Source organism: Acinetobacter sp. ANC 3929 (genome assembly GCF_000369405.1).
Lineage (GTDB): Bacteria > Pseudomonadota > Gammaproteobacteria > Pseudomonadales > Moraxellaceae > Acinetobacter.
This window is the reverse complement of the sequence record NZ_KB850000.1, coordinates 532,117-545,297: the sequence shown is the minus strand read 5'-3', so window position 1 is coordinate 545,297 and position 13,181 is coordinate 532,117. Positions and strand designations below refer to the sequence as shown.

Annotated in this window: 10 protein-coding genes; 6 read left to right on the top strand and 4 right to left on the bottom strand. The window is 41.9% G+C overall.

The window, feature by feature from the left end:
* Window positions 1-233 precede the first annotated feature (233 nt).
* Genes nirD through F909_RS05880 form a run of 3 tightly spaced genes read right to left on the bottom strand, consistent with a single transcriptional unit; the run spans window position 234 to window position 5,792 of the window.
* A complete protein-coding gene (gene nirD, locus F909_RS05870; protein ID WP_005152540.1) occupies window positions 234-1,853 on the bottom strand; it encodes a nitrite reductase small subunit NirD in 1,620 nt (539 codons plus the stop codon).
* 11 nt (window positions 1,854-1,864) lie between these two features.
* Window positions 1,865-4,411: a nitrite reductase large subunit NirB gene (gene nirB / locus F909_RS05875; protein ID WP_005152537.1), complete on the bottom strand. Its 2,547-nt coding sequence runs from the start codon at window positions 4,409-4,411 to the stop codon at window positions 1,865-1,867.
* A gap of 28 nt (window positions 4,412-4,439) precedes the next feature.
* Window positions 4,440-5,792, bottom strand: a complete 1,353-nt coding sequence (locus F909_RS05880; RefSeq protein ID WP_005152536.1) for an MFS transporter — start codon at window positions 5,790-5,792, stop codon at window positions 4,440-4,442.
* Window positions 5,793-6,322: 530 nt separating this feature from the next.
* Here F909_RS05880 and F909_RS05885 point away from each other — a divergent pair.
* The 5 genes from F909_RS05885 to accC all read left to right on the top strand — a co-directional run bounded on the left by F909_RS05885 (window position 6,323) and on the right by accC (window position 10,956).
* Window positions 6,323-6,913, top strand: a complete 591-nt coding sequence (locus tag F909_RS05885) for an ANTAR domain-containing response regulator (RefSeq protein WP_005152534.1) — start codon at window positions 6,323-6,325, stop codon at window positions 6,911-6,913.
* On the top strand, window positions 6,914-7,948 hold the full coding sequence (locus tag F909_RS05890) for an ABC transporter substrate-binding protein (protein ID WP_005152532.1): 1,035 nt from the start codon (window positions 6,914-6,916) through the stop codon (window positions 7,946-7,948). It begins immediately after the preceding gene.
* A 727-nt stretch (window positions 7,949-8,675) separates the two neighbouring features.
* Entirely contained in the window at window positions 8,676-9,125 is a 450-nt protein-coding gene (aroQ, locus tag F909_RS05895; protein WP_005152530.1) for a type II 3-dehydroquinate dehydratase, read from the top strand.
* Between the two features lie 26 nt (window positions 9,126-9,151).
* Window positions 9,152-9,574, top strand: a complete 423-nt coding sequence (gene accB / locus F909_RS05900) for an acetyl-CoA carboxylase biotin carboxyl carrier protein (RefSeq protein ID WP_005152528.1) — start codon at window positions 9,152-9,154, stop codon at window positions 9,572-9,574.
* Window positions 9,575-9,591: 17 nt separating this feature from the next.
* On the top strand, window positions 9,592-10,956 hold the full coding sequence (gene accC, locus F909_RS05905) for an acetyl-CoA carboxylase biotin carboxylase subunit (protein WP_004807534.1): 1,365 nt from the start codon (window positions 9,592-9,594) through the stop codon (window positions 10,954-10,956).
* 50 nt (window positions 10,957-11,006) lie between these two features.
* On the opposite strand, the gene F909_RS05910 is transcribed toward accC, so the two are convergent.
* On the bottom strand, window positions 11,007-11,486 hold the full coding sequence (locus tag F909_RS05910) for a hypothetical protein (RefSeq protein WP_005152526.1): 480 nt from the start codon (window positions 11,484-11,486) through the stop codon (window positions 11,007-11,009).
* A 204-nt stretch (window positions 11,487-11,690) separates the two neighbouring features.
* On the opposite strand from F909_RS05910, the gene F909_RS05915 reads away from it, so the two are divergent.
* Window positions 11,691-13,181 (top strand): amidase, encoded by a 1,491-nt coding sequence (locus F909_RS05915; RefSeq protein WP_005152524.1) that lies wholly within the window; start codon window positions 11,691-11,693, stop codon window positions 13,179-13,181.

The window sequence follows — 13,181 nt, the reverse complement described above, 5'->3', positions numbered from 1 at the left end:
AACAATCTTTCTAAAACTAGATTTTTCTCATCACCCACTACCGTGACAGGCGGCATGGATGCCGCCTTGTTGAACTGCGGTAGCAAGGACGTACCGTCAGTTCAACAAAGGATTTTTGTTACTTTTCATCCTTGAAAAGTAAGGCAATGCCTTTGAAAATAACATCTGCTCATACATGAAATATGCGGCAATGCCATTAATACGTAACCTATTCTTCACGAAAAAGTTAACTTTTACCCTGCCTTTTTCATTGCAAAATCCTTACCAAATAACAGCTTATTTCTAAATGTAGAAACGGGTGTTTGATCTGCAATCAACTCGGCATACCACATGCCATCTTCCGTATCACCAAACAGAACCGCACCAATCACCTTGTCTTTTTGGATAATGATGCGTTTATAAATTTGACGTTTATCGTCATTCAGAATGATGTCTTCATAATCTTCTTTCGGTTCAAAGTTCCCAGCCGAGAATACATCGACACCACTGACTTTTAACTGTGTTGGTACAGTTGGCGATTTAAAGGTTAAGCTGCCATGTTCAGCCAAATGTGTTGCACAAATAAAGGCTTGTCCCCACAGTGGTTCAACCAAACCAAAAGTTTGATTACGGTGTTCGATGCATTCGCCCACAGCATAAATACTTGGATCAAAGGTTTGCATGGTGTCATTCACCAAGATGCCACGATTACAACGTAGTCCTGCACGTTGAGCCAACGCAATATTTGGACGAATCCCGACCGCAAAAATGACTAAATCTGCATCTAACACAGTTCCATCTTTAAGACGAACTTGACTGACATGACCTTCTTCACCAATCAATACTTCGGTATTGGCTTCGGTAATGATATTGATACCCTTTTGTTCAATACTATGGCGCAACATACGGCTGGCACGGCCATCCAACTGACGTTCCATAATTCGATCCATCAGGTGCAAAACCGTCACATTCATGCCACGTTGTTTCAGTCCATACGCCGCTTCCAGCCCTAGCAAACCACCACCAATCACCACAGCATTTTTTTTGGTTTCGGAATATTTGATCATGGTGTTAACATCATAAATATCACGGAAGCTGATCACACCTTTTAAATCCACACCTTGCACAGGTGGAATAAACGGCGAGGAACCAGTCGCAATGATCAAACGATCATAATCAACGCTTTTGCCTTTCTCGGTATGTACCACTTTGCGAGTACGATCAATTTTTACCGCAGGATCATCAGCAATAAATTGAATCCCTTTATCGCGATACCATGCATGTGGATGCAGCATGATGTCATCAATGGTTTTTTCACCTGAAAGCACTGGTGACAGCATAATACGGTTGTAATTACCCCAAGGTTCTTCACCAATCACCGTCACCTCATAACGATCTGGTGCCATATCCAGTAAATCCTCTAAGCAACGCATCCCCGCTAGACCATTACCAATCAGCACCAGTTTTAGCCTTTCTTGCGCAACACCATTGTTGGTAATATAGGTTTTTTGCGGAACAGACCTGACCCAAACACGACCATTTTCAATTTTGGTTGGAAAAACCAATAACTTTTGGTCTTTATCTTCCAAACAACGTCCCGTCGCTAAGCTGAAATGTTGCTTATAAATCGGCGATGCAATGACACGTTCACCTTGTAAATCGCCAATAATGCCACGGCACATTACGTTGGCTTGGCTGAACGGATCCTTATTGCTTAAAGCATAAATACGTTTTTCATGCCCAACACGGAACAGTGCAACCGATTGACCTTCAATCAATGCGCCTACGCCTGTATTCGGTGTGATGTCATCCAGAGCACACACCTCAACCCATTGATTTTCTGGCAGCATATCGATGTTCTTTAAACTGGTCATTTGAGTTCTCCTTATGCTTTAACCATTGGGATACGATCTTCTGAACGCTCAGCGTCATTTAATGGGCGAATCTGATCACGCACTTGAGTAAATTGAATATGTGGATCAGCTTGTTGTTCTGCACTGGTGTTGATATAGGTTTGGAAGCGTTTACGAATTTCAGGGTCTTCAACCGCGGTACGCCATTCATCTTGATAAGTGCCAATCACATGGCTCATACGAAGTTCTAACTCTTCTGCAAGCCCTAACGAATCATCGACAATGACCGATTTAAGATAATCCAAACCACCTTCCATATTGTCACGCCATACACTGGTGCGCTGTAAACGATCGGCTGTTTGGATATAGAACATAAAGAAACGATCGATATAACGAATCAAGGTTTGGGTATCAAGATCTGATGCCAGTAGCTCTGCATGACGTGGTTTCATGCCGCCATTCCCACAGACATATAAGTTCCAGCCTTTCTCAGTCGCGATTACCCCAACATCTTTACCTTGTGCTTCTGCACATTCACGAGTACAGCCTGACACAGCCATTTTCAGTTTATGCGGTGAACGTAAGCCTTTATAACGATTTTCAAGTTCAATCGCCAAGCCAACAGAATCATCGACGCCATAACGACACCATGTACTACCGACACATGATTTCACGGTACGTAATGATTTACCGTAAGCATGACCTGATTCAAAACCTGCTGCATTGAGCTCTTCCCAAATAAATGGGAGTTGATGGATTTGCGCACCAAATAAGTCGACCCGTTGTCCACCTGTGATTTTGGTATACAGGTTATATTTTTTGGCAATTTGACCGACAGCGATTAAACCATCTGGGGTGACTTCACCGCCTGCCATACGCGGAACTACCGAGTAAGAACCATCTTTTTGAATATTACCCAAGTAGTAATCGTTACTGTCCTGTAGACCCGCATGGCTTGGCTCAAGTACGAAATCATTCCAGCACGATGCCAGAATATTGGCCGCCATCGGCTTACAAATATCACAGCCTAAACCATGACCATGTTGCTGAATCAAATCGTCAAAGGTCTTGATTTCATTGACACGAACCAAGTGATAAATTTCTTGGCGTGAATATGGGAAGTGCTCACAGACATGGTTATTGACCGTTACCCCTTGACGCTGTAACTCAGATTTCAATACTTGCGTCACTAAAGGTGCACAACCACCACAGGCCGTTGCCGCTTTGGTACATTTTTTCAAGGCACCCAAAGAGGTTGAACCATCACAAATCGCTTGGCAAATATCAGCTTTAGAGACGTTATTACATGAACAAATGGTTGCACTATCTGGTAATAAATCAACACCACTACCACCTGCTTTCGCACCTGAATCCGAAAAGCCAGGCATGATCAAACTTTCAGGCGTTTCTGGAAGCGTCAAACCATTCAACATCATTTGCAGAAGATCATTGTATTCTGTGGCATCACCGACCAAGACCGCACCGAGCAGTTTGGTTTTGTCTACATCGACTACAATCTTTTTATAAACCAATGCATCTTCGTCGGCATAGAAATAGCTGAGTGAGTTTGGCGTCATTCCATGCGCATCACCAACGGATGCCACATCAACACCCATCAATTTCAACTTGGTGCTCATATCTGCACCCGCGAAACAATGGGTTTCTTCGGCTAGGATATGTTTTGCAGCAATACGTGCCATGTCGTAGCCAGGTGCGACCAGACCGTAGATTTTGTTATCCCACAGCGCACATTCACCAATCGCATAGATATGTTGATCTGAGGTTTGGCAATAATCATTAATTTTAATCCCGCCACGTTCACCCAACGCCAAACCACTGACACGCGCTAATTCATCACGTGGGCGAATCCCTGCTGAGAATAAAATGATATCGGTTTCAAGTACGCTACCATCCGCAAATTTCATCACATGTGTTGCACTTTCACCCGCTTCAATACATTGTGTGGCTTTTTGGGTATGAACTTTAACCCCAAGATTTTCAATTTTACGGCGTAGAACTTTGCCACCGAGATCATCAATTTGTACCGCCATCAAACGTGGTGCAAATTCCACCACATGGGTTTCCAGATTTAAATCACGTAGTGCTTTGGCTGCTTCCAGACCCAATAAACCACCACCAATCACCACACCTGTCTTTGCGTTTAAACTTGCTGCACGAATCGCATCCAAGTCTTCAATGGTACGATAGACAAAACAGTTTTCACGGTCATTACCAGAGATCGGTGGAACAAAGGCATAAGAACCTGTTGCCAATACCAATTTGTCATAATGAATCACATCACCGAAATTGGTGGTTACCGTTTGCTCGGCAGCATGGATCTCAACCGCTTTGGTATTTAATCGGAGATCAATACCATGCGCATCAGCAAAATCAAAACGAGCCAGTGATAAGTCTTTTGCTGTTTTACCAGAGAAATATTCAGTCAAATGTACGCGGTCATAAGCAATACGAGGTTCTTCCGCAAGAATGGTAATTTCTAATTCATCATCCGCTTTCTCCAAGATGGCTTCGATGAATTTATGTCCCACCATACCGTGACCAATCATCACTAATTTCATTGTGTTTCTCCCAAAATCTGACGAATAATTAAGCTATGCTGCTTTGTTCTGAGCCACGTTCTAAAACGGCCTGTTCAAACAGACGTTGTTCTTTTTCTTTATGTTCGACTGAGAAGCGGATCAACATGACTGAACCTGCTGCAAAGACAACTAAGCCACCTAAAACCATTAAACAGGTTTGAATATCGACCATACCTTTCAACAAAAAGCCTGCTGCAACTGCACCCACATTGCCGCCTGCACCAATGATGCCTGCTACGCCACCCAAGGCTTCACGATCAATGAATGGAACCAAGGCGTAAGTTGCACCACAAGCCATATGGGTAAACAGTGCAAATACCGTCATACTCATCATGGCAAGCGCAACGCTATTCATTTGTGAAAACAGCATCAGGAATAAACCTTCACCCAAGATCAGGACAAATAGCACTTTGGTACGGCCATCCAGTCCTTTTTTCAGTGAGATTTTATCTGAGACCATTCCACCAAGCGCACGGGCAAATAGAGCCAATAAACCAAAGATTCCCGCAGCCAGACCCGCTTCTTTTAATCCAAAATCAAAATGCTCGACGTAATACATCGCAATGATGTTATGCATAAAGATTTCAATGCCAAAGCAAGCTGCATAAGAACAGAACAATATCCAAACTCGATAGTTACGAGCTGCATGCATCAATATTGCAACACCACCTTTTTTGTCGCTTCCAACCACCGTTCCTTGAGCGCGTAATTCTTTAAAGTTACCTTGTGGGCTGTCTTGAGTCAGTTTCCAGTAAAGAATGCCAACAATCACCATCATCACACCGGGAACAATCAACGCAATTCTCCAGCCCATGGTTTGTTCAACACCAAACATTATTAATGCTGCGAGTAGTAATGGCATTAAGGCCTGAGTTGCTCCACCACCGGCATTGCCCCAACCTGCGGAAGTTGCATTTGCAGTGCCCACTACATTTGGTGCAAACATAATGCTGGTATGGTATTGCGTGATCACAAAGCTTGCGCCAATTGCACCAATCAATAAGCGGAAAAACAGGAAGGATTCATAACTATTCGCTGCCGCAACACCAAACACGGGAATGCTGCCCAATAATAATAATGCCGTGTAAGTTTTACGTGGCCCATACTGATCGCACAGCGGACCGACGATGAGGCGAACCACAATGGTGATTGCAACAGCAGCAATATTGATATTGGCGATCTGATCTTTGGTGAGATGAAATTCACCTGCGATCACTGGCATTAACGGTGCGCAAGCAAACCAGGCAAAGAAGCAAACGAAGAAAGCAAGCCAACTCATATGGAAGGCCCGCATTGCTGCTGTAGAAAAGTTAAATAACTTGATTGATGTGGCTTTTTTCGCCGATAAATCTAAAGACATTGCCATCTCCCATACTGAACGTATCTTGTGTTGTTGATACATCACGCTGTATCAACAAACCGATCAGATCGGACATCGTTGGCCGTCTTACAATTTTGCAAGTCGTCTTTGACTCAAGGAATAATTAGCAAATGCTGTGCCAAGTCTCTACCAGAAACGTGCAAATAAAATATTAGCCATTGTTTTATATTAACTTTATTCATTTACTCTTTATTTTTAATAAATACCAATTCGATTAAAAATAGCAAATTCAATACAACAACCTGTTTTACAGCACAATTCGTATTGCTTCAAAACAACTCTTTTTACGCACCAAAAAAGTACAGCTCTATTTTTTTAGATGGCAAATCTAATTTTTCACTTTTAGTCATCACCGGCAGCGATACAATAAAGCGCATACACAATACGCTTACGGAGCGATTGCACCGAATAAGAAGTCAAAAGACACACTGGCACTAATTTTGCTTCAAAACAATACGCACAGCCCCTAATAGACCTGTGCACAACCCCACCGTTTGACCTATATACTTATGCCGAAACTCAAGATCGCACTTATTGATGACGACCAGACTCGGGCTGAATACATAAAAACCTGTTTGATTGAACATGACTTTGATGTAGTGGCTTGTTTTACCCTCGATCATCTCAATATTTTTAAACTCGAACACCTTCAAGCAGATGTGATTCTGCTTGATATGGATCACCCACAGCGCGATGTGATCGAAAGTTGTGTCAGTAACTTTGACCTACCCACCGTTCTATTTACCAAGAACACTGACAAAGACATGATTAAACAAGCCATCGATGCAGGGATTACCGCCTATATTGTCGATGGCATTGATCCAAGCCGTTTGCACACCATTTTAGATATTTCGATTGAACAGTATAAAAAACATAAAAAACTAGAATGTGACCTCAAAGATGCCAAAACCAAACTGGCAGACCGCAAAGATGTGGAAAAAGCCAAAGTGTTGCTGATGCAACTACATGGCTTAACCGAAGACACCGCGTTTCAATTACTCCGAAAGAATGCGATGAGTCATCGTATGACCATTGGAGAAATGGCGCGGCGTTTACTCGACGCACAAAAACTTTTAAATAATCAGCTAAAGGATGAATAGATGAGCCATTTAGTCGAATTAGCAAAAGTAGAGAAAACCGAATTACAACTTGGCTATATTCCTTTACTCGATTGTGTCGCGTTACTTTGGGCAAAACAGCGTGGTTTTTTTGAAGATGTCGGTTTAAAGGTGAATTTAGTCAAAGAAGCATCTTGGGCCAGTTTAAGAGATCGCCTCGCTTTTGGCTTGCTCGATACTGCTCATTGCTTGTCTGCTATGTTACCTGCTGCGGCTGTAGGCAGCGATCAAATTGGAATTGCTTTACAAACACCATTGGTACTCAGTGAAAATCGCGCCTTTATCAGCTTGAGCCAAAAGCTCTGCTATGCACTCGATATTCAGAAACAAGATTCTGCGGAAAGTTCAGCCAAGAAACTGACAGATTACATTCACCAGCATCAAAACGTCTCTTTGGCGCATGTGTTTCAACACTCAATTCATCATTATTGTTTAAGAGAATGGCTGGCTTTGGCTGATCCGAAGCTCGCACAATCGATTCAGGTAAAAACATTGCCGCCACCCTATATGGTCGAGGCCTTGAGTAATCATCTGGTAGATGGCTTTTGTGTGGGTGAACCATGGAATACACAAGCTGAGTTACAGGGTTTAAGTCAAATCGTCTGTTCAAGCCAACACATCATTCCGAATGTTGCAGACAAAGTTTTGGCGGTGACTCAAGAATGGGGCCAGAAACATCCACATACGTTGATTGCATTGACCAGCGCCATTATCAAAGCACAACAAGAATTACGTGATCTCGAAGATTTTGCGCCCGTATGGCAACTTCTGATGGAATTTGATGTCATTCAATTCTATTGTTCGCCAGACGTTCATGTTGAAAAGTACTTTACCATCCAAAATATTATTAGGAATTTTGTGCTCAACAGTGCTGAACCAAAAGCCCAAGACTTTGAATGGTTATTTCAACAAATGCATAAATGGAATGCATTGGAGCCAGAACAAGACACTTATCTGACTCAAGCTCAGAATTGCCTACTGCTTGAAACGTATCAAACTGCTGCAAACACTCCATAACACTGAGAGCAAAAAAAAGCTGTCTTTAACGATCAAGACAGCTTTTGAAAGACCCAAAAGAGATTACGCCAATCAAAAGTAACCCCTTAAGTACTCACTATCATATTGAAAGCAGAGATATCTTTTTCGGACATTTTCATGTCATTAACTGCCATCCAGAATGCGGAATTTTATCATTTCTGCCAACTGAGTAAGCGATCGCAATGTTCAATCTCTAATCATCTTGCATCAAAGTAACCAATCGCTTCGCAATGGTGCTGAATGGCTCAGCAGCATCGCAAAATGTTTAATATTCAAAATTTAGCCTCGTCGACTTAAATATCTTAAAAAATACTCATTTAAACAATTAAAAACAATATGTTAGTATAAAATTTTCGTCCTATTTAATCGCTAACAAACACCCGTTACCCACTTCCTTTTTAGGGATCTAAATCGATTTAAAATACGAAAATCCAAGCAGTCTGACTGCTGAGTTACACAAATCCCATGAACGAAATGGGGTAATTCAGTTTAGAATGTTTAAAAATAAAATTACGCTAAATTTTGTCATATTTTAACATTGCCAATTCCTTGCAAAGTTTTCATTATATGCACCATGCTTGGTATGCAAATTTCTTCATTGATTAAAGCAAATTATAAAAAAATTGCAGAATTTTGTGCCATAATAAGCAAACTTTGCAGACATCTTGCAAAAAACTTTTGCAGATTTAGAATTGGAGCAGGCTGAATGAGCTCAACCATTTTGGTAATTCATGGACCGAATTTGAACTTGCTAGGAAAACGCGAACCAGAAGTATATGGTTATCTGACACTAGATGATGTTAACCAGCAACTCAGCGCTCAAGCCCAACATGCATCACTTACACTAGATACTTTTCAGAGCAATTGGGAAGGTGCGATTGTTGATCGTATCCATCAAGCACAAAACGAGGGTGTGAAATTTATCATTATCAACCCTGCTGCCTTGACCCACACCTCTGTTGCTTTACGCGATGCCCTTCTCGGTGTTGCTATTCCATTTATTGAGGTTCATTTGTCAAATGTTCACGCTCGTGAAGCATTTCGTCATCACTCATATTTATCAGATAAAGCCATTGGCGTAATTTGTGGCTTAGGTGCAAAGGGTTACTCCTTTGCTCTCGATTACGCTATCGAAAAAATTCAATCTTCTAACTAATTTAAACTTTTTAGGAATGCTCACTCATGGATATCCGTAAAATCAAGAAGCTCATCGACTTGATGATTGAATCTGACTTACAAGCGATTGAAGTTAAGGAAGGTGATCAATCCATCTCATTAACTCGCCCTACTCCTGTGTATGCGGCAGCCGCTGTAACCGCTGCTCCAACAGCATCAGCACCTGCTGCCCCAGCGGCAAAAACACCACGTGGTGCAGTTGAAACATCACCAATGGTCGGTGTGTTCTATGCAGCGCCAAGTCCTGGTGAAGCACCATTTGTCAAAGTTGGTCAAACAGTATCTGCGGGTGAAACGCTGGGTATTATTGAAGCAATGAAAATCATGAACCCGATTGAAGCAACAAAAAGCGGCGTAATTGAAGAAATTCTTGTGAAAAATGGTGAAGTGATCCAATTTGGTCAACCACTTTTCCGCTACCGTGCTTAATCAGTTTGGGGATTCCTATGTTGCAAAAAGTATTAATTGCAAACCGTGGCGAAATCGCTTTACGAATTACTCGGGCTTGTAAAACTCTTGGCATTAAAACAGTTGGTATCTACTCAGATGCTGATAAAGACTTAATGCACTTACGCTTTGTCGATGAAGCAGTATGTATCGGACCGGGTGCAAGTAGTGAAAGCTATTTAAATATACCTGCAATTATTACTGCTGCCGAAATCACAGGTGCGGATGCAATCCATCCTGGCTATGGTTTCTTATCCGAGAATGCGGAATTTGCAGAAATCGTCGAGAGTTCTGGTTTTATTTTCATTGGTCCTCGCCCTGAACATATTCGCCTTATGGGGAACAAAGTCTCAGCGATTATTGCCATGAAAAAATCAGGCGTACCAACGGTACCTGGCTGTGACCATGCCGTAACGATTAATAATGCACTCGCGGAAGCAAAAGAGATCGGCTTCCCATTGATCGTGAAAGCTGCTTCTGGTGGTGGTGGTCGTGGTATGCGTATCGTAGAACGCGTCGACACCCTACTTGAATCTGTTCAGGCAGCACAACGTGATGCTGAAATGTGGTTCGGTGACGATACCGTTTATATGGAGCGTTTCTTACAGAAACCACGTCATGTCGAAGTACAGGTTCTCGGTGATGGTAATGGTCATGCGATTCACCTATATGATCGTGATTGTTCTTTACAACGTCGCCATCAAAAGGTATTAGAAGAAGCACCTGCCCCAAATCTACCTGAACAAGCACGTGCTGATATTTTAGAAGCGTGTGTGAATGCTTGTAAGTTGATGCAGTATCGTGGTGCTGGTACATTTGAATTTTTATTTGAAGATGGTGAATTCTTCTTCATTGAAATGAATACACGTGTGCAAGTTGAACATCCTGTCACAGAAATGGTGACTGGAGTTGATATCATTGAACAGCAACTTCGTATTGCTGCTGGTTTAGGTCTTGAACTTGAACAAGAGCAAATCGAAGTCAAAGGTCATGCGATTGAATGCCGTATCAATGCTGAAGATCCAACCACGTTCTTGCCATCTCCAGGTAAAATTGAAAGTTTCTATGCACCAGGCGGTGCAGGGATTCGTTTGGATTCACACATCTATCAGGGCTATAACATTCCGCCTTACTATGACTCAATGATTGCAAAATTGATTTCTCATGGTAAAGACCGCGAAACATCATTAGCTCGCATGCGCCAAGCATTAGATGAAATGATTTTGACAGGGATTAAAACCAATATTCCTTTGCATAAAGATTTGATCTTACAAGACAAAAATTTCTGCGAACAGGCAATGGATATTCATTATCTTGAAAAACATTTGCTAAAACAGCTTGAACCAAAAGCTGAAAAAGCCTAAATAAAAAAGCCTCTTACTCAAGAGGCTTTTTTATGTCTAACTCAATCTTATTAAGGTAAAACACGACGCAAGGTTGCAAAACACTTATCACCTTTCTCACTGGCACAAAAATCGATGGTTGAATCATTGGCCCATTTTACGAAATATTGGGAAACCTCACCTGTTTGATCTTGCTTTTGACCTGAACAGTCCATTTCGTTATTGTCATATTTAATTTGTAGGACCAATGCTGGCAAGCGCTCTTTATGATCTTCTGATGGCTGATAATCATATAAACCATACGACCATTCTTGACCACTCTTAATCACCACATCACTTGCACCACGGAAGTTATAGTATTCGACACACTTCTTATTGTTCGGAATTTCCATTCCCCACAGTCCCATAATCTCAGGGCGAGTTGTGACCCGAATCGCATTTGCTTTAGCTAATTGTTGTGGTGTTACTGCTGCTTTATCATTTACGACCGTCTCTGCCATAGTCCATGTTGAGCAAGCCCATAATAATCCAATAATATAAATATTTTTCATAGATTTAATTAAGTCGTCATCTTAACGGTGCATAGGCTTAAATTAGCATATTTTTTGATAAAAGCATGCATTCATAACCATATAAACACAATATTTTTACCATGTAATTTAATTGCTTGTTGTGACACTTTTTCAGGTATCCTATTTTTCAAATTGTATTTAAGTTTTTACTTTATAAAGATTTTCGCTTTAGGGATAAAAGGCATGAAATTTTCAGAATACGTACAGTACGATGGTTTAGGGTTAGCTGAGTTAGTCAGAAACAAAGAGGTACAACCTTTAGAGCTGCTCGAAATCGCATTAGATCGAACTTATAAAGTCAATCCAAAGCTAAATGCCATCATTATCCCGATGTACGAACAAGCTAAACAACGTGCCCAACAGGCTGTATCTGGTCCATTTGCAGGTGTTCCATTTTTAGTTAAAGATCTATTTCAGGAATATCAGGGTATCCCTACTTCCTACGGCAGCAATGCACTCAAACAGATCAATTACACGCCTGACTTTAATGCAGAAATTGTCAATCGCTGGGAACAAACGGGTATTATCACTTTCGGTCGCACCAATACACCAGAGTTCGGAATTAAAGGGATTACTGAGCCTGACGCTTGGGGAGCATGCCATAATCCTTGGAATTTAAAGCATAACAGCGGTGGATCTTCAGGTGGGGCTGCCTCAGCAGTTGCAAGCGGCTTAGTCCCTATTGCCGGTGCTGGAGATGGTGGTGGATCAATTCGAATCCCTGCTTCTTATTGCGGTTTATTCGGACTCAAGCCAAGTCGTGGACGTACACCATGGGGACCACAATTTAGTGAAGCTATGCACGGAGCAGCCATGCAGCATGTGCTCACCAAAACCGTTCGGGATAGTGCAGCCATGCTCGATGCAGTACAAGGCCCCGAACAAACTTCACTATTTCGTATTGAATCACCTGAACAAAAGTATGTAGATGTTATTCAGCAAGTACCAAAGAAACTCCGTATTGCGTTCAGTACCCAATCACCAATTGGCACCAAAATTTCTAAAGATGCAATTCAAGCCGTACAACAAACTGCGAAGCTATTGGCGTCATTGGGTCATATTGTAGTTGAAGACCGTCCGAAAATTGATGGGCTGGAACTTGCAAAAGATTTTGTCACCACATGGTTTAGTCAGTTCTCCTATATGCAGGCACAAATCAAACAAATGGCGGGTGCGACAGATCGTGATTTCGAACTCGATTCAATTGCTTTAGCTGCCTTTGGAGCGAAGACCACGGCGACAGAATATATTCATACCCTCAATAATTGGGGGCTATATAGCACACAGATGAATATTTTCTTTGAAAAATATGATCTGTACTTAACCCCAACCACAGCCTCAGTCGCGCCTAAAAATGGTGAAGTTGCCACACCTGCTTGGCAGAAACCAATCCTAAAAGGCTTGCTAAAAGTTGGTAAAGCACACTATTTAGCACAAGGTAAACTGGTTGAAAAAATGGTACAGGACAATTTGAGTTGGGTACCATTTACCCAACTCGCCAATGTAACGGGTTTACCTGCCATGTCGGTGCCACTGTATTGGAACAAACAGGGTATGCCACTGGGTAGTCAGTTTATTGCACCTTTTGGACGTGAGGATCGTTTGTTGCAACTGGCTTCTCAATTGGAACAGGCTCAACCATGGTTGCCGCAATATAAGCACATCCAAATCTAA

Excerpts from the sequence above, each read along its gene's own strand:
- nirD (WP_005152540.1), bottom strand. The coding sequence starts at position 1,853 with ATGACCAGTTTAAAGAACATCGATATGCTGCCAGAAAATCAATGGGTT.
- nirB (WP_005152537.1), bottom strand. The coding sequence starts at position 4,411 with ATGAAATTAGTGATGATTGGTCACGGTATGGTGGGACATAAATTCATC.
- F909_RS05880 (WP_005152536.1), bottom strand. The coding sequence starts at position 5,792 with ATGTCTTTAGATTTATCGGCGAAAAAAGCCACATCAATCAAGTTATTT.
- F909_RS05885 (WP_005152534.1), top strand. The coding sequence starts at position 6,323 with ATGCCGAAACTCAAGATCGCACTTATTGATGACGACCAGACTCGGGCT.
- F909_RS05890 (WP_005152532.1), top strand. The coding sequence starts at position 6,914 with ATGAGCCATTTAGTCGAATTAGCAAAAGTAGAGAAAACCGAATTACAA.
- aroQ (WP_005152530.1), top strand. The coding sequence starts at position 8,676 with ATGAGCTCAACCATTTTGGTAATTCATGGACCGAATTTGAACTTGCTA.
- accB (WP_005152528.1), top strand. The coding sequence starts at position 9,152 with ATGGATATCCGTAAAATCAAGAAGCTCATCGACTTGATGATTGAATCT.
- accC (WP_004807534.1), top strand. The coding sequence starts at position 9,592 with ATGTTGCAAAAAGTATTAATTGCAAACCGTGGCGAAATCGCTTTACGA.
- F909_RS05910 (WP_005152526.1), bottom strand. The coding sequence starts at position 11,486 with ATGAAAAATATTTATATTATTGGATTATTATGGGCTTGCTCAACATGG.
- F909_RS05915 (WP_005152524.1), top strand. The coding sequence starts at position 11,691 with ATGAAATTTTCAGAATACGTACAGTACGATGGTTTAGGGTTAGCTGAG.